The organism is Tardiphaga sp. 866_E4_N1_4 (assembly GCF_052076075.1).
Lineage (GTDB): Bacteria > Pseudomonadota > Alphaproteobacteria > Rhizobiales > Xanthobacteraceae > Tardiphaga > Tardiphaga robiniae.
This window is the reverse complement of the sequence record NZ_CP197242.1, coordinates 4,910,012-4,927,114: the sequence shown is the minus strand read 5'-3', so window position 1 is coordinate 4,927,114 and position 17,103 is coordinate 4,910,012. Positions and strand designations below refer to the sequence as shown.

Below are 17,103 nucleotides of genomic sequence, written 5' to 3'. Positions count from 1 at the left end.
AGGGAGATTCGCGAAGAGCCCTCTTGCATAGGGGCTCTGGATGGTCAAAGTGGCCCTTTCGTGCGGTGCACCAAAAGCACCCACGAGGAGTTTCCGATGATTGGTCTAGTACTTGTGACCCATGGGCGCCTTGCCGACGAGTTTAAGGCGGCGCTTGAGCACGTAATGGGTCCGCAAAAACAAATTGAAGCCGTGACGATCGGCGCCGAAGACGATTCCGATTTGTGTCGCAGCGACATTATCGAAGCGGTCAATCGCGTCGACAGTGGCGATGGCGTTGCCATCCTCACTGATATGTTCGGCGGCACGCCATCGAATCTGGCGATCTCCTGCATGAGCCGGCCGAAGGTCGAGGTTCTTGCCGGTATCAATCTGCCCATGCTGGTAAAGCTCGCAAAGGTGCGCGAAGAGCGCACGCTGCCCGATGCGATCGCCATGGCGCAGGAAGCCGGCCGCAAATACGTCACCATCGCCAGCCGCGTTCTCGCCGGCAAATGAGCGACAGCCCAGACGATACGACGGTGTCCGGCAGCGTCTCCCGCGAGATTCCGATTACCAACAAACGTGGCCTTCATGCGCGCGCCTCTGCCAAATTCGTGCAGATGGTCGAGCGGTTCAATGCCGACGTCACGGTGACACGCAACGGCGAGACCGTTGGCGGTACATCCATCATGGGCCTGATGATGCTGTCCGCCGGACCCGGGACCAGCATCATGGTCACTGCCAAAGGCGCCGAAGCTCAAGCGGCGCTGGATGCGATCACCGAGCTTGTAACCAACAAGTTCGGCGAAGAGTAGCGGTTCGCCGAAAGCTGCTTCGTCAGCGAACGGCTATTTCATCGCTCCAGGCGCCACCACATAGACATTCCACCGCGTGGTCGTGCCGACATTGCCCTTGAAGAAGCGTCGCGTCGACATCACGATGCGTTCGGCATTCGGGAGATTGTCCTTCATCCACGCTTCGCAGCGATCGAATTTCCAGTCACCGACCATGCAGATTCCGATGAAGCCGTTACGCTTCGCTTCGGCCATCGACGTCACGCCTGACGGCCATGGCTCGTAAGGCGTCAGCGGCAGCGGATGATCGGGACTGTAGAACGTCATCTGCTCGGCAACATCGACGAAGCCCACGACCTCGCTCCAGCGCGTGTGGAAGCGCTTGTGCCAGACTTCGGTGAGTTCGCGCGCGAGTTGCGAGTAGGAGATGTGAGCGAAATTGCCGTTGGCATCGCGCGGCAGTGACGCGATGGCGATCTGCGGTGCGGCGGCGAGCGTGACCAGCGACAGCACCAGCCAGATCGCGGCGAGCCGTACCAGCGCGACCCGCGGCATCTTCAGCGCCGGGATCGCAATGACCGCCAGCGGCACCAGGAAGAACAGCGAGATACCCCAATCGGTCTTGATATAAACGTCGAACAACAACGCACCGATCGGCGGCCCGACGGCGACAATGGCCTGGATCAGCCAGATATTCAGGGCCTGGTCCCTGCGGACACCGGGATTGGTCATCAGTGACCAAGGCCGCCTGACGAATGCGCGGGGATCGCGCGCCACCAACACCCACCAGCGTGGGCCCCAGGCCAGCACCGCAGCGGCCAGCCCCAGCGGCAACAGCAGCAGCGCGACGTTATGGCCGACATAGCCCCACGCCAGCTGCAAACTCTCCCAGCGTGACGAGATCGCATAGGTATTGCCGGCATAACGAAATGGCGCGTATTCCACCTGCCGCACCCAGTCGAGATGCGGAATCAGCGCCGCCGCCATCGTCGCGATGGCGATCCATGGCGCCGGCGAGCGCAGGAACAGCATCCGCTGGGGATGGATCAGCGCGGCCAGACCGATGGCGCCGATCATCGTCACCACCCAGTATTTGGTCATCAGCGCCAGCGCAGCGGCGAGGCCAAGCAGGAAGCCCGAGCGGATCGAGCGCTTCTCGAACGCGTGCAAATAGGCGAGCACCACCAGCGGCAAAGTTACCAGCTGCAGCAGGTCCGGATTGTATTTGAAGCCCTTGAAATTGAAGATCGGATAGATCGCGACCATCAGCAGCACGAAAAAGGCGCGGCGACGATCGACCACGCGCAGCGCGATCGCCCAGCAAAGGATCATGCCGATGCCGACCGTGACCATGGCGAGCAGATAGGTCGCCCAGTCCACCGGCGGGAAAAATCTGAACCAGACGCCCGAGATCCAGCCCGACAGCGGCGGATGCTTGCCGTAGCCCATCAGGAACTTCTGCCCCCAGGCATAGCCCTCGGAGACGTCGAAATGGATGTCCTGCGCCGCCTTTACCTGGGTCAGGATCGCGGTCCATAGCACCACATGGGCGATCGTGAAGCCGAGCACCAGCAGGACGCTCAATTGCGGATCACACGCCCAGGCAACGAGCCGCGCAGCGCCGCGGCGGCCGATCGACAGCAAGCCCCGGCGTTTGGCGGGGGTGGAGGAAGCGATTGTACTCATGGGGCCCTGCCTAGCGTGTTTCGGGCCGGAGTAAAATCAGGATGCCGTGACGGAAACAGGGCCGGGAAACAGGCCGAAACCCGCATTAAGGTTGCCGCATCGGGGCCTGAATGCTATCCCGCGCGCATGACAACCTCCCCGATTTCGAACGTCCGCAACTTCTCCATCGTCGCCCATATCGACCATGGCAAATCGACGCTGGCCGACCGCCTGATCCAGATCACCGGCGGCTTGCAGGCGCGCGAGATGAAGGAGCAGGTGCTCGATTCGATGGATATCGAGCGCGAGCGCGGCATCACCATCAAGGCGCAGACCGTCCGCCTGCATTACAAGGCCAAGGACGGCAAGGATTACATCTTCAACCTGATGGACACGCCCGGCCACGTCGACTTCGCCTATGAGGTCTCGCGGTCACTGGCCGCCTGCGAAGGCGCGCTGCTGGTGGTCGACGCCTCGCAGGGCGTGGAAGCGCAGACGCTCGCCAACGTCTATCACGCACTCGACGCCAATCTCGAAATTGTGCCGATCCTCAACAAGGTCGATCTGCCCGCGGCAGAGCCCGAGCAGGTGAAGAAGCAGATCGAGGACGTCATCGGCATCGACGCCTCGGACGCGTTGATGATCTCGGCAAAAACGGGTCTGGGCGTGCCTGACGTGCTGGAAGCCATCGTGCACCGGCTGCCGCCACCGAAGGGTGACCGCGACGCCACGCTGAAGGCGCTGTTGGTCGATAGCTGGTACGACGTCTATCTCGGTGTCGTCGTCCTCATCCGCGTCGTCGACGGCGTCATGAAGAAGGGCCAGCGCGTCCGCATGATGGGCACCAACGCCGCCTATGATGTCGAGCGCGTCGGCTACTTCACGCCGAAGATGGTCAATGTGGACGAACTCGGCCCCGGCGAGATCGGCTTCATTACGGCCGCCATCAAGGAAGTCGCGGATACCCGCGTCGGCGACACCATCACCGACGACCGCAAGCCGGTCACCGAGATGCTGCCGGGCTTCAAGCCTGCCATCCCCGTGGTGTTCTGCGGCCTATTCCCGGTCGACGCCGACGACTTCGAGACGCTGCGCGCCGCCATGGGCAAGCTGCGGCTGAACGACGCGTCATTCTCCTTCGAAATGGAAACCTCGGCTGCGCTGGGCTTCGGCTTCCGCTGCGGCTTTCTCGGTCTGCTGCATCTGGAAATCATCCAGGAGCGCCTGAGCCGCGAGTTCGATCTCAACCTGATCGCGACCGCGCCAAGCGTGATCTACAAGATGCACCTCACCGATGGCGAGGAGATCGAGATCCATAATCCGATCGACATGCCGGATGTGGTGAAGATCGCCGAGATCCAGGAGCCGTGGATCGAAGCCACGATCCTGACGCCCGACGAATATCTCGGCAGCGTGCTGAAGCTCTGTCAGGAACGCCGCGGCAATCAGAAAGAACTTACTTACGTGGGCGCCCGCGCGATGGTGAAATACGAGCTGCCGCTCAACGAAGTGGTGTTCGATTTCTACGATCGCCTGAAATCGATCTCGAAGGGCTACGCCTCGTTCGACTATCATCTGACCGACTACAAGGCCGCCGATCTCGTCAAGATGCAGATCCTGGTCAATGCCGAGCCGGTCGACGCGCTGTCGATGCTCGTGCATCGCACCCGCGCCGAAGGCCGCGGCCGCGCCATGGTCGAGAAGATGAAAGAACTGATTCCGCCGCACATGTTCGTCATCCCGATCCAGGCGGCGATCGGCGGCAAGGTGATTGCCCGCGAAACCGTCCGCGCGCTGCGCAAGGACGTGACCGCGAAGTGCTATGGCGGTGATATCAGCCGCAAGCGCAAACTTCTGGAGAAGCAGAAGGAAGGCAAGAAGAAGATGCGGCAGTTCGGCAAGGTCGACATCCCGCAGGAAGCGTTTATTGCGGCGCTGAAGGTGGATAGCTGAGGGCATATCGCTTGCAGCTCTGACAGGAGGGGCACCACGTGGCAGCGATGCGGAAGTTGAGCAAAGCGGCCCCGCAACACCCCTCCGGTTTTTCCGATCCAGCTGTCAAAGCAGCATTCGACCAGCATCCGCCGGCGATCAAGGCCCGGCTCTTGGCGCTCCGGCAACTGATCTTCGAGACCGCCGCAGGGATCGAGGGCGTAGGCCCGCTGCAGGAGACCCTCAAGTGGAATCAGCCCAGCTATCTGACAAGCGAGACGAAAAGCGGCAGTACCATCCGGCTTGATCGCATGAGGGCCACAGAGCAGTACGCGCTGTTCTTTCACTGCCAGACCGATCTGGTCGCGACCTTTCGTGAATTGTATCCAACGGAGCTAAGTTTCGAAGGCAACCGCAGCATCGTGCTGCACGTCGATGATCCCGTGCCGGAACAAGCCCTGGGTCACTGCGTCGGACTGGCGCTGACCTATCATCTCCGCAAGCGCAGGCCTTCAACGAGGTCATCTCAGGCTGAATGAGCGCGGCGACAACTGGCTGTCGTCCAGGAATAAATAGCGCCGTGAATGAACGGATTCCGCCGGCACAATTTTCCGCCCGCCGCAATGCGGCAGATTTCTGCGACCAAACATCCCCCACGCCGCCCTTGCCTCCCCGCCCTTCGCCCCTCATGCTGCCGCCACGACGCCGAAAACGGCGCGTATGAAAATTTGGGGAGGATTGAATGATCGCGCACCGCACGGTTGCGGCTACGACGTTTGCTGTTTCGCTGCTTTTCGGCGCTTCCGCGCTGGCCCAGCAGGCCAACACGCTTCCGCTCAAGATCGGCGTGCTCGCCGACTTCGCCTCGGTCTATGCCGACATCGGCGGCCAAGGCAATGTCGAGGCAGCCAAGATCGCCATCGAGGAATTCGGCGGCAAGATGTTCGACAAGCCGATCGAACTGGTCACCGCAGATGCGCTGAACAAGGCCGACGTCGCCGCCACCATCTCGCGCAAATGGTATGAGGCCGAGAATGTCGACATGATCATCGACATGCCGACATCGGCCACTGCGCTGGCCGGCATGGAGATGTCGAAGCAGTTCGAGAAGATCATGATCGTCACCGACGCCGCGTCGTCGGACATCACCGGCAAGTCGTGCTCGCCCTATACCGCGCACTGGACCTACGACACCTATGGCAACGCCCACACCGTCGGCAGCGCCATCGTCAAGCAGGGCGGCGATTCCTGGTACTTCATCACAGCGGACTATCTGTTCGGCCATTCCATCGAACGTGACACCGGCGACGTGGTGCGCGCCGCGGGCGGCAAGGTGGTCGGCAGCTCCAAGCATCCGCTGAACACGGCGGACTTCTCGTCCTTCCTGCTGCAGGCACAATCGTCCAAGGCCAAGATCATCGGCATGGCCAATGGCGGCGGCGACACCATCAACACCATCAAGCAGGCGTCGGAATTCGGCATCGTCGCCGGCGGCCAGAAGCTCGCCGGCATCGTGATGTTCATCTCCGACATCCACTCGCTCGGCCTGAAGATGGCGCAGGGGCTGATCATCACCGAGGCCTATTACTGGGATCTCAACGATCGCACCCGCGCCTTCGGCAAGAAGTTCTTCGACAAGATGAAGCGGATGCCGACCATGAACCAGGCCGCGACCTACAGCGCCACGCTGCACTATCTCAAATCGGTGCAGGCCGCAGGCACCCGCGCCACCAAGCCGGTGCTGGCGAAGATGCGCGAGATGCCGGTGCGCGACGCCTTCACCGATAACGGCGTCCTGCGCGAGGACGGCCGCATGGTGCACAGCATGTTCCTGCTCGAGGTCAAGAAGCCGGAAGAATCCAAGGCGCCATGGGATTACTACAAGGTGCTCGCGGAGGTCCCCGGCGATCAGGTGTTCCGTCCGATGAAGGACGGCGGCTGCCAGTATGTGAAGAAGGACTGAGGGTCTTTCGCATCAGCAACAACGGCCGTCGCCCGGCCTGGCGCGCAATTGCACGCCTGGCCGGGCGGCACGTTAGTTTTCATCGCATTTAAACGATGGCACTCGTTGCCGGCTTCGCCGCTGGGGTTCTTAGCCAAAACAGCGCCAGGAATGCGAGCGACGTCAGCGCACCTGTGAGCGCCAGCGCGACGCGCGGGCCACCGTGATCCAGCACAAGGCCGAACAGCAGCGGCGCTGCACCCTGCAGGATGCGCGCCGGCGCGGCCAGCCAGCCGGTTCTCATGCCGTATCCGACGGCGCCGAACATGGCCAGCGGAAGCGTTCCGCGCGCGATCGTGAACAGGCCGTTGCCGGCACCGTGCAGAAGGGCGAATGGCAGCGCGACGGGCGCTCCGAACAGGATCAGCAATCCGGCACCAACCGGATGCAGGCCTGCGGCCAGGCGTGCGGATATCATCGCCGACGCATGTCGTAGCAGACCGAATTCCCCGATCCGGGCTGCGACTTGCGCAGGCCCCATCAAAGCCCCGGCGAGCACGGCCTGCGCCGGGGTGGCCCCGAGCGCTTCCAGCAGGCGCGGCATGTGCGCGGCAAAGGCGGTGGTGACAAACCAGGTCGCACCAAAGACGCCCGCCAGAACGATCATCGCCCATGGAATGCCTGATGTCGGGACGGCAGGCTCATCCAGATGCGCATGCGACGGCGCCTTCGGAACGAGAAAGCGGTTGAGCGGCAGACCGATGACGATGTGCAACGCGGCCCATGCGAAGCAGGCACCGCGCCAGCCGAAGGCATCGATCATCGCGGCACTGAGGGGCCAGCCGATGGTGCTCGCAAAGCCGGCGAACAGGGTGATGCCGGTGATCGCACTGCGGGCCTGTCGCCCCCACAATCCCGCAACCGTCGCAAACGCAGCCTCATACAGGCCGAAACCCATGCCGGCGCCGATGACCAGCCAGGCCAGGGCCAGCGTGATCGGTCCCGTTGCAACCGCAAGCAAGGCCAGCCCCGCCGCAAACATCAGATTGGTGGCGACAAGCACGTCCCGGCCACCGCTGCGGTCGATCATGCGGCCGGCGAGCGGACCAAGCAAACCCGACACCAGCAACGCCACGGAGAACATGGCGAAGAACCACGTCCTGGACAGATGCAGGTCGTCGCAAATGGGATCCGCGAATACGGCCGGAACATAGTAGCTGGAAGCCCATGCCAGTGTCTGCGTCGTACCGAGCGCGGATACGACTTGCCAACGAACGACTGCCACCTCAGGTCACAGCTCCCCGCTCGTACCAGTCCCGTGTCGCCTTCACGATGTGAACCACGGAGAGCATCACCGGCACCTCGATCAGAACGCCGACGACCGTTGCCAGTGCCGCGCCCGATTGAAAACCGAACAGTGCGATCGCCGCCGCTACGGCGAGCTCGAAGAAGTTCGATGCGCCGATCAGGGCGGAAGGGCCGGCCACGCACCAGGCGACGCCCAGGCGGCGGTTGAGCCAGTAGGCGAGACCGGCATTGAAATAGACCTGGATCAGGATAGGGACGGCGAGCAGCGCAATGACCATCGGCTGCCGTGTGATCTGCTCGCCTTGCAGGCCGAACAACAGCACCAGGGTCAGCAGGAGCGCGACGAGCGATACCGGGCCGAGCAGCGACAGCGCCTGCGATAGCTCCGCCTCGCCTCCCCTCGCCAGCAATGCGCGCCGCCAGAACTGCGCGATCGCCACAGGCACGATGATGTAGAGCAGGACGGACAACAGCAACGTGCCCCAAGGCACGGTGATGGATGACAGTCCGAGCAGAAGGCCGACGATCGGCGCGAAGGCGACCACCATGATGGTGTCGTTGAGCGCGACCTGTCCCAACGTAAAGTTCGGCTCGCCATCGACCAGATTCGACCAGACAAACACCATCGCCGTACAAGGCGCAGCGGCAAGCAGAATCAGACCGGCCGTATAGCTATCGATCTGGTCCGCGGGCAGATAAGGCCTGAACAGATGGCCAATGAACAGCCAGGCGAGAAGCGCCATCGAGAACGGCTTCACCAGCCAGTTGATTCCGACGGTCGCGGCAATGCCGCGCCAGTGTGCGCCAACGTGACCGAGCGCTCCGAGGTCCACCTTGAGCAGCATGGGAATGATCATCAGCCAGACGAGGACAGCCACCGGCAGATTGACCTGTGCAATCTCCGCCGAGCCCAGCGCATGGAAAACGGCCGGCATCCATCGCCCCAGCAGAATGCCGACGACGATGCAGAGACCGACCCAGATCGTGAGATAGCGCTCGAACAAGCCCATCGCCGGAGCGGAAACCGGCCTGCCAATGACTTCACTGGTCATGACGTTGTCCTGCGATCCGCTGGCCGCTCGCATCCACGACCCGGTCGCCATCCTCTTTCGAGAACGCTCCAAGCTGCGGAGTGGGCATGATGTCCAGAACCGCTTCGGATGGCCGGCAGAGTCTCACGCCCAGCGCGGAGACCACGATCGGGCGGTTCATCAGGATCGGATGGGCTTCGATGGCGTCGAGCAACTGCGCGTCGGTCAGACTGGTGTCGGAGAGGCCCAGCTCGGCATAGGGCGTTCCCTTCTCACGCAGGATGTCGCGCACCGACATGCCGGCGCGCGCGAGCAATTGAACGAGCAGGACCCGCGACGGCGGTGTCTTCAGATACTCGATGATGTGTGGCTCGATGCCGGCATTGCGGATCATGGCCAGCGTGTTGCGCGAGGTACCGCAATCAGGGTTGTGATAGATGATGACGTCGACGCTATCAGGCACGTGACAGCTCCTTGCTGTCCGAGGTGCATGCGGACGCCGTGGCCGGCATACAGATGTCGGGATGACCCGCGCAGCAATCCCGCATCAGGAACTGGATGAGGCCCGACAGGGCGTCGTAATCGGCGGTGTAGACAATCGAGCGGGCCTCCCGCTTCGCGCTGGCAAGGCCGGCCTGGGTCAGCTCCTTCAGATGGAAGGACACGTTCGAGGCCGACACGCCTGCAGCCTCCGCGATGGCGCCGGCCGGCATCCCGGCGGGACCGGCCTGCACGAGCAGGCGCACGATGCGAAGCCGTGTCTCCTGGGACAGCGCTGCGAAAGCCGACAGGGCTTGACGTTCTTCCATATTTCAATAATCCTAAAAATATCGAATCATGGAGTAACATCGATGCTGGACCTTGCCAAGCCGGAAATTCCGCCTTCGCCGCAGATCACCGCCGACGACATCAGCATCGGGGCGCTCCTCGCCGCCTGCGACGCGGCACCGGCATTGCCTTTGGTGTTCACCTATAGCGGTCACAGCATTCAGGCGGGCTACCACATCACCGAAGTCAAGGCGGGCGCTTTTTCCGCACTTGATTGCGGCGGCAATCCCGAAGCGTGGTCGGAGATCTTCGTACAGTTGTGGGACATCATCGAAAGTGGCCGGACCCATATGACGGCGGCTAAATTCGCCGCCATCATCCGGAAAGTCTCCGACCATGTCGCTCTCGATATCAATGCGCGACTGACTTTCGAAGTGAGCGATGGCATCGCGCCGATGCAACTACACTGCGCGGATACCCCGCGCATACAGGGCGACGTTCTCACGGTGGCGCTTGCCCCGCGTCCGGCGAGTTGCAAGCCACGCGACCGCTGGCTGGAGGCGCAGAAGGAAGCCAGTGCATGCTGCGCGCCGGTATCGTCCAAAAGCGCGTGCTGCCGGTAGACGCCGCGGTTCAGACCGGAGACCTGTTACTGGACTCTCATCGAGAGCGCGCGGTAGAGCCCGCGATCATTATCCTTTGCCACCTGCGGTCGTTGCGCTGCGTCGATCCGCGAGGCGACCAGTCACTTTTGGCAAAGCTCCTGGCGAGGAGCCGGGATGCGCAGACGCCTGGGCTTGCGACAGCAACCACGCCCGGAATGCCTGCAGCAAAGGATTCCCGGCTTTCTCCTCCGGGCAGGCGAAATAGTACGAGCCGACGCTTTTCAGGGTCAGGCTCGACAACACCTTCAATTTGCCCGACCTGAGTTGGTCGGAAATCAGGAATTCGGGAAGCAGGGCAACACCAAGGCCCGAGCTTGCCGCGCTGATCAAAGTGGACTGGATATCGAAACGCGGCCCGCGGATCACATTCGTGCCGCCGAGCTCCGCAGCATCGAACCAGCGACGCCATGCATCGGCGCGTGTGACGAGATGCAGAAGCCGCAGCTCGGCGACCTCGCTCGGCGGCAATTCGCCGCGCCTGCCGATCAGCGTCGGCGATCCGACCGGCAGAAGAATTTCATCGAACAGATAGTCGGCCTGCGTGCCCGGCCAGTCCGGTTCGCCGAAGTACAGCGCGCCGTCGAGCGCGGTCTCGCTGAAGAAGAAGCGCGTGTTGCGCGCACTCACATTAACAGCGACGCCGGGATGGCGCGCATAGAAGTCCGGCAGGCGCGGAATGAGCCACTGGGCGCCGACAGTGGGCAGCGCCGCGACGTCCAGAACCATGCCGTCGGCCTCATAGCCCATGATCTCGAGCGCATCGCGCTCGATCCGCTCGATCGTCTGCGCCACGCGGGTGCTGTAGGCCGCCCCTGCCCGCGTCAACGTGATGCGTTTCTTGATCCGATGAAACAGTTTCACGCCGAGCTGCGTCTCCAGCTGCGCAATCTGGCGCGACACCGCACTTTCGGTCAGCGCGAGTTCGCTGGCGGCACGCGTGACGCTGAGGTGTTTGGCAGCCGCGCTGAACGCCATCAGCGCGCCGAGGCTCGGTATTCTGCGGCGCATAGTTCATTCCAAAAACGCAAGATGTCCGCAGATTAAATTGTTTGCACGCCTAAGCACAAGGCAACAATCTCCCCGCGGACGACAAAAGTCATGGCGGGCGGCGACCTCTGGCGAGGTCACGCCCCGGCAACGGTCTCAAGACATGCAGACTGCAGCGCGGTGCCCGCACAGGTGCTTCGGTCATCAACTTCAAGGAGCACATCAGTGGCAGTCAACAAATTGCATGACGAATTCCACACGCTCGACATGGAGAGCGGCTGGCAATTGCCCGAGGGCTACGATCCCGCGTCGGGCGCGCTGGAGAAGATCCTGTCCGGATCGCTCGATACCGCGAACAAACGCGGCAGCCGGACGCGATTGCTGAAGTTCCCTCCGGGTCTCTTCACCACACAGCAGATCGTTCACGACCACTGGGAAGAAGTCTTTCTCGTCTCCGGCGACCTGATCGTTGGCAATGACGAGAACGGGCAAGGCGGCACGCCGTTCGCCGGCTACACCTACGCCGTCAGACCGCCAGGCGCGTGGCATGGTCCGTTCAAATCCGAGGGCGGCTGCCTGCTTCTCGAAATGCACTACTACGATCCCGCCTGAGAGCCACAGAGACGATGACGGCAGCCTCTTGGAGGGGCCGCCGATCAGAGCCGATGCTCCCTGAAATCCCCGCAAGAGGTCTTGATAGAATGAGTAATGCGAAGCTTCCCGTCATCATCGCCGGTGCAGGGCCGGTCGGCATGGTGGCTGCCGCAGATCTGGTGCGACAGAACATTCCGGTTCTGGTGCTCGAGAAGAACGACGCGCTGAGCAGCGAGTCGCGCGCATCGACGTTCCATCCGCCCACGCTGGACATGCTCGACGATCTCGGTTTCGCCAGCACGTTGATTGCACAGGGGCTGAAGGCACCGACGGTCCAGTACAGCTCGTCCGAAGACGGTGTGCTCGGAACATTCGATTTCGCGGCGATCTCCGATCTGGTGCGGCATCCGTTCCGTCTGCAAGCCGAGCAATTCAAGCTCACACGCATCATTCTGGACGCCCTGTCCGGCAATCCGCTGTTCTCGATCGCGTTCGGCAGCGAGGTTAAATCGGTCGAGCAGACCAGCGATACCGTCAAGGTGGTGGTCACGGCCAACGGCCACGACACCACGCATGAATGCGCCTGGCTGATCGGCGCCGATGGTGCGAACAGCATCGTCCGCCGCAGCCAGGATATGGAATTCGAGGGCTTCACCTGGCCCGAGCGTTTCCTGGTGATGACGACACCGGTCGATTTCACCGCGCTTCGGCCGGGCGTCTCGTCGGTCAGCTATGTCGCCGATCCCGAACGCTGGTACTTCCTTCTGCGTATCCTCGGCGCATGGCGCGTGATGATGCCGGTGGCCGCGGAAACATCCGATGAGGAAGCACTGTCCGAAGCCTATGTGACGGCGTCGATCCGGCGGATCGTTCCCGCAGAGCTGGACGCCCCCATCCTCCACACGACGCTCTATCGTGTGCACCAGCGCGTGGCCGCGAATTTCCAGAAAGGCCGCACGTTTCTGGCCGGTGACGCCGCCCATATCAACAACCCGCTCGGCGGCATGGGCATGAATGGCGGCATTCATGATGCATTGAACCTGACCGCGAAGCTGGGTCCGGTCATCAACGGCGCGGCTGATGAGAGCATTCTTGCCGATTACGATCTGCAGCGCCGGACGGTCACGATGCAGGCCATTCAGGGCGACACCATCCGCAACAAGAAGAACCTCGAAGCGAAAGACGAAGCCGATCGTGCGCGTTTCCGCGACGACATTCGCGCAGCAGCCGCCGATCCGGAAAAGGCACGAGCGCTATTGCGCCGGATCGCGATGCTCGACTCGCTTGAGCGGGCCGGTGCGTTGCATGTGGCTGAGCACCGCCCGGGGTGATCAGCAACTCTCTCTGAGACGATGTCGACGGCAACCGGTCACTCGGCTGGATAAGAACCGCGGCAGTGGAAGCGCCAGTAAGCCTGGAGGAGCCAACACCATGGTTCCCAAGATGTCATGCAGGAGTTTCAGAATGCCAAGCAAGGATTTACGGATGAAGTGGACGACGTTTCTTTTGGCGGCGCTGGTAGCGCCTGTCGCCTTGGGCGTGCCCGGCGCGGCAGCGGCCGGCTTTCCGGAAAAAATGATCACAATCGTGGTCCCTTATCCGGCTGGAAGTACGGCGGACGCGATTCCACGACTAGTGGCTCCGCTGATGTCGAAGTCGCTCGGCGTCACCGTGATCATCGAGAACCGCGGCGGCGCCAACGGCTCGATCGGGGCGGCTCGCGTCGCCGCGTCGCCGGCGGATGGCTATACGATTCTGCTCGCGACAACCGGCATGATGGCGATCAATCCGTGGATCTATGAAAAGCCCGCCTATAATTCCGAAAAGGATTTCGCGCCCATCACCAATGGCGCTTCGACGCCGAACATCCTGGTCGTCAATCCTTCGGTCAAGGCGAACTCGCTGAAGGAACTGGTGGCGCTGGCCAAGGCCGAGCCGGGCAAGCTGACATTTGCGTCAGCCGGTATCGGCAGCACGAGCCATCTGTGCGGCGAGACGCTGAAGGTGCTCGAAGGCATCGATGCCGTCCACATCCCGTATCAGGGCGCAGCTCCGGCACTTCAGGATGTCATCGGTGGTCAGGTGTCCATGATGTGCGATAATCTGTCGAACACGGTCCAGCAGGTACAAAGCGGAGCGCTGAGGCCCATCGTCGTGACCGCGCCTGAACCAAGCAAACAGCTGCCCAATGTGCCGACGTCACCGCAGGCAGGCTATCCCGATCTCCTCGCGGGCAACTGGTACGGCTTTGTCGCTCCATCGGCGACCCCCAAGGACGTGATTGAGAAGCTCAACACATCGATCGTGGAGGCGTTGCGAGATTCAACTGTTTCGGCTCGCCTGGAAGGCCTTGGTTTGACCGTGATCGCGGACAAGCCCGATCAGTTCGGAGCTGTTATCGCCAAGGATTCTGCGCGGATGGAAAATATCGTGAAGCGCTCGAAAGCGAAGATTTCCAACTAGGGATTTTTCGGCATCCCTCCGAGCTTAAACTGGTATTGACTTTAGTCCTAGATTGAGTTACCTCGCTTCCAGCCTGCTCGATTGCTGCGTGCTCATGACACACAGCGTCGATCAGACTGCAGCGGCGACCCGGTCATCCGGGCAGCTGCTGGTGGAGCGCCGGGAGGCGCAGCGTTCGCTCGGCGGGCTTCGCACCCCCACCGATGTCGTAACGCGCGCGTCTTCCCTGCGGGACTCGCAATCCCGCCGGTGCTGACGTGCGGGCCGGCCCTCGCAAGGCCAGCCTCAAGGGGTCTCGCAAACCCCTGGCGCCTCCCGGCGCTCCATTCTCGCAATGGGAAACGGGATGAAGGGTCGTCCGCACCCTCGCCGAAGCGGAGATCGGCGTATGCCTTATGCGACCTGTGCGCGGACGGACAGTTCCGCGTCTGGCGCAGCAATGGCCTGAGCGCGCAGCAGCTCGATGATCTCCTCATTCGGCCGCGCCCGGCTGAACAGGAAGCCCTGCCCTTCATGGCAGCCTTCGCTGCGCAGGCAGGCGAGTTCGGATTCGGTCTCGACCCCTTCCGCCGTGATGGTGACACCGAGGCCCATGCCGAGGCTGATGATCGAGCGCACGATCGCCTGTGCATCGCGATTGGAGCCGAGATCGCGCACGAAAGACTGGTCGATCTTGATCTTGTCGAACGGAAAGCTTCTGAGATAGCTCAGCGACGAATAGCCGGTTCCGAAATCGTCCATCGAGATGCGCACGCCGAGCGCGCGCAGCGCGTGCAGGGTCGCCAGCACCTGATTGCTCTTTTCCAGCAGCAGCGTCTCGGTGATTTCAAGCTCAAGCCGCCGCGGCGGCAAGCCCGAATGCTTCAGCGCATCCATCACCACCGAGAGCAGATTGCCGACACGGAACTGCAGCGGCGATAGATTGACTGCGACGCGCACTTCATCGGGCCAGCGCGCAGCCTCATTGCAGGCGCGGCGCAGGATCTGCGTGCCGAGCGCATTGATCAGGCCGGTGTCTTCCGCAACGGGGATGAAATCCGCCGGCGAAATCATGCCGCGCTCCGCATGCGGCCAGCGCACCAGCGCCTCGCAGCCGGTGATGCGGCCGGTCTTGAGATCGATCAGCGGCTGATAGAAGGGCCGGAGCTGATCGTCCTGAATCGCGGAGCGCAGATCGATCTCGATCTTGCGGCGCGCCTGCGCGCGGGCATCCATGCCGGACTCGAAGAAGCTGAAGGTGCCGCGCGAGTCGTTCTTGGCGCGCGACAGCGCCATGTCGGCGTTCTTGAGCAACCGCTCGGATTCGTCGCCGTCGCTCGGCGCCATCGCGATGCCGATGCTGGCGCCGATGACCACCGAATGACCGTCGAGCAGATAGGTCTCACCGACGGCGTCGAGCAGCCGGCGCGCCAGCAGCACGACATCCTCGGGACGGTTGATGCCGGTCTGGATGATGGCGAATTCGTCGGAATTCAGCCGCGCCAGCGCGTCTTCCTCGCGCAATGACGAGCGCAGCCGCCGCGCCACGCCGCGCAACAGCTTGTCGCCGATACCATGGCCGAGCGTGTCGTTGACGCCCTTGAAGTTGTCGAGGCCGAGAAACAGCACCGCGACCTTCTCGCCGGTGCGCCGCGTATGCGCGAGGACCTCGTCGAGACGCTGGCGCAGCAGGTTGCGATTTGGCAGGCCGGTGAGGCCATCATGATGCGACATGAAAGCCAGCCGCATCTCGGCACGCTTGCGCTCCGTGATATCCATCAGCGCCAGCATCACGGCTGGCTCCTCGTTGTAGACGAGGTGCCGCGAATAGATCGCCAGATCGATCAGCGAGCCGTCGGCCTTGACGTGTTTCCAGGTTCGCGCGGCCTGCTCGTCATTGGCGTGATCGCCGACCCAGGGCGGGGCGGCCTCGAAGGCCTGCAACTGGCGAATGGTGAGCTTCTCAAATTCCGGACGCGTGTAACCGTAATGTTCGATCGCAGCGTCGTTGACGCTGAGGATGCGTTCGTCATCGAGCGCACAGACGATCATCGGCACCGGATTGCTCTCGAACAGCAGGCGGAACGACGCCTCGCGCTGTTTCAGCTCGGTAATGTCGACGCGCAGACCGATGACACCGCCGTCTTCGGTGAGCCGCTCTTCGATCAGGACAACGCGGCCGTCGGCCAGAACCTGCTCGTGACGTTCGCCTGGATGGAACAGTTTGGCGACGCGTTCCGCGATCCATTCGTCCTCGCGGCCGATGGCTTCAGGATAGTCGCCGCGCTCGACACCGACGCGGATCGTGTCCTGCAGACGCGCACCCGGCACGAACTGATCCGAGCTGCGGTTGTAGATTTCCGCGTACTTTTTGTTCCAGAGGATGTAGCGCCCGTCGGAATCGAGAAACACGATGCCTTGCGGCAGGATGTCGATCGCCTCGCGCAGACGCTCGTGGGATTTACGGGCTTCCGCGATCGCCGCCTCGGCCTGGGCACGCTGGCGCACGATCTCGCGAATGGGACCGCTGACAAGACCCTTTTTCGGCGCCAGTTTCGGCGCAGCCGCGATCGCCCGGCTCGGCCGGGTGATCCGAGACGCCAGTCCGGCTTTCGCTTTCTTTTTCGCTTCAGGCCGGAACTTCGGCATCAATGATCCACTCGCAACGCGCGTGTGACAATATGTGCAAGAAGTGTCTGAAAAAACGGTATCAATGCCCGTTCACAGCAACCGATTACCGTCTGAACTGCGCGCCTGTACACATCCCGTGCCTTCACAACAGGCAAAAACCGTGGGCCTATGGTTACCCATGTCTGGACGTTACCGGGTCACGCGCGATCATCCCCGCCAAGTGAGAGACGCAAGCGGCTCGAAACGCTGATAAAACGACTGAGCCGGTGGCAACAGGAGGACCGGCAAACCCAAACGCAAAAAAAAGCGCCAGCGTCAGACGTGGTTACCCGCGCGTTAAAATCATGCGTGCCGCAGGTCAC

General features: G+C 62.4%; 16 protein-coding genes. 9 read left to right on the top strand and 7 right to left on the bottom strand.

Features of this window, described 5'->3' with window-relative positions:
- The first annotated feature begins 96 nt into the window (after positions 1 to 96).
- Positions 97 to 498, top strand: a complete 402-nt coding sequence (locus tag AB8B20_RS23730) for a PTS sugar transporter subunit IIA (RefSeq protein WP_068733893.1) — start codon at positions 97 to 99, stop codon at positions 496 to 498.
- A complete protein-coding gene (locus AB8B20_RS23725) occupies positions 495 to 797 on the top strand; it encodes an HPr family phosphocarrier protein (RefSeq protein ID WP_089262865.1) in 303 nt (100 codons plus the stop codon). The genes AB8B20_RS23730 and AB8B20_RS23725 overlap by 4 nt, the downstream gene beginning before the upstream one ends.
- 33 nt (positions 798 to 830) lie before the next feature.
- Here the strand turns inward: AB8B20_RS23725 and AB8B20_RS23720 are convergent, their stop codons facing one another.
- A complete protein-coding gene (locus AB8B20_RS23720; RefSeq protein WP_439073378.1) occupies positions 831 to 2,462 on the bottom strand; it encodes a glycosyltransferase family 39 protein in 1,632 nt (543 codons plus the stop codon).
- A 126-nt stretch (positions 2,463 to 2,588) separates the two neighbouring features.
- Between AB8B20_RS23720 and lepA the strand changes: the two genes are divergently transcribed.
- The 3 genes from lepA (at position 2,589) to AB8B20_RS23705 (ending at position 6,336) form a co-directional block, all read left to right on the top strand.
- A complete protein-coding gene (lepA, locus tag AB8B20_RS23715; RefSeq protein WP_089262869.1) occupies positions 2,589 to 4,394 on the top strand; it encodes a translation elongation factor 4 in 1,806 nt (601 codons plus the stop codon).
- A 47-nt stretch (positions 4,395 to 4,441) separates the two neighbouring features.
- A complete protein-coding gene (locus AB8B20_RS23710; protein WP_439074047.1) occupies positions 4,442 to 4,912 on the top strand; it encodes a DUF1801 domain-containing protein in 471 nt (156 codons plus the stop codon).
- A gap of 203 nt (positions 4,913 to 5,115) precedes the next feature.
- Positions 5,116 to 6,336 (top strand): ABC transporter substrate-binding protein, encoded by a 1,221-nt coding sequence (locus AB8B20_RS23705; RefSeq protein WP_315840405.1) that lies wholly within the window; start codon positions 5,116 to 5,118, stop codon positions 6,334 to 6,336.
- An 88-nt stretch (positions 6,337 to 6,424) separates the two neighbouring features.
- Here AB8B20_RS23705 and AB8B20_RS23700 read toward each other — a convergent pair whose 3' ends face one another.
- From AB8B20_RS23700 to AB8B20_RS23685, 4 genes are read right to left on the bottom strand one after another with little or no spacing between them, the layout of a single operon-like run.
- On the bottom strand, positions 6,425 to 7,600 hold the full coding sequence (locus AB8B20_RS23700) for an MFS transporter (RefSeq protein WP_439073379.1): 1,176 nt from the start codon (positions 7,598 to 7,600) through the stop codon (positions 6,425 to 6,427).
- A gap of 1 nt (position 7,601) precedes the next feature.
- Entirely contained in the window at positions 7,602 to 8,633 is a 1,032-nt protein-coding gene (gene arsB / locus AB8B20_RS23695) for an ACR3 family arsenite efflux transporter (protein WP_439074048.1), read from the bottom strand.
- Positions 8,634 to 8,664: 31 nt separating this feature from the next.
- A complete protein-coding gene (gene arsC, locus AB8B20_RS23690) occupies positions 8,665 to 9,117 on the bottom strand; it encodes an arsenate reductase (glutaredoxin) (protein WP_439073380.1) in 453 nt (150 codons plus the stop codon).
- The gene (locus AB8B20_RS23685; protein ID WP_231078300.1) at positions 9,110 to 9,463 is read right to left on the bottom strand and encodes an ArsR/SmtB family transcription factor; all 354 of its coding nucleotides are present in this window, start codon (positions 9,461 to 9,463) and stop codon (positions 9,110 to 9,112) included. Before AB8B20_RS23685 ends, arsC begins: the two co-directional genes overlap by 8 nt.
- Positions 9,464 to 9,505: 42 nt before the next feature.
- Here AB8B20_RS23685 and AB8B20_RS23680 point away from each other — a divergent pair, with 42 nt between their 5' ends.
- Positions 9,506 to 10,045: a DUF6428 family protein gene (locus AB8B20_RS23680; protein WP_439073381.1), complete on the top strand. Its 540-nt coding sequence runs from the start codon at positions 9,506 to 9,508 to the stop codon at positions 10,043 to 10,045.
- Positions 10,046 to 10,114: 69 nt separating this feature from the next.
- On the opposite strand, the gene AB8B20_RS23675 is transcribed toward AB8B20_RS23680, so the two are convergent.
- On the bottom strand, positions 10,115 to 11,095 hold the full coding sequence (locus tag AB8B20_RS23675; RefSeq protein ID WP_439073382.1) for a LysR substrate-binding domain-containing protein: 981 nt from the start codon (positions 11,093 to 11,095) through the stop codon (positions 10,115 to 10,117).
- Positions 11,096 to 11,299: 204 nt separating this feature from the next.
- Between AB8B20_RS23675 and AB8B20_RS23670 the strand changes: the two genes are divergently transcribed.
- The 3 genes from AB8B20_RS23670 to AB8B20_RS23660 all read left to right on the top strand — a co-directional run bounded on the left by AB8B20_RS23670 (position 11,300) and on the right by AB8B20_RS23660 (position 14,131).
- Positions 11,300 to 11,686 carry a cupin gene (locus AB8B20_RS23670; protein ID WP_068733870.1) on the top strand — a complete coding sequence of 129 codons (387 nt, stop codon included), beginning with the start codon at positions 11,300 to 11,302 and terminating at the stop codon, positions 11,684 to 11,686.
- Positions 11,687 to 11,775: 89 nt separating this feature from the next.
- The gene (locus AB8B20_RS23665; RefSeq protein ID WP_439073383.1) at positions 11,776 to 12,999 is read left to right on the top strand and encodes an FAD-dependent oxidoreductase; all 1,224 of its coding nucleotides are present in this window, start codon (positions 11,776 to 11,778) and stop codon (positions 12,997 to 12,999) included.
- 154 nt (positions 13,000 to 13,153) lie between these two features.
- Entirely contained in the window at positions 13,154 to 14,131 is a 978-nt protein-coding gene (locus tag AB8B20_RS23660) for a Bug family tripartite tricarboxylate transporter substrate binding protein (protein ID WP_176454493.1), read from the top strand.
- A gap of 393 nt (positions 14,132 to 14,524) precedes the next feature.
- Here AB8B20_RS23660 and AB8B20_RS23655 read toward each other — a convergent pair whose 3' ends face one another.
- The gene (locus tag AB8B20_RS23655; RefSeq protein WP_439065765.1) at positions 14,525 to 16,759 is read right to left on the bottom strand and encodes a putative bifunctional diguanylate cyclase/phosphodiesterase; all 2,235 of its coding nucleotides are present in this window, start codon (positions 16,757 to 16,759) and stop codon (positions 14,525 to 14,527) included.
- Between the last annotated feature and the right edge of the window lie 344 nt (positions 16,760 to 17,103).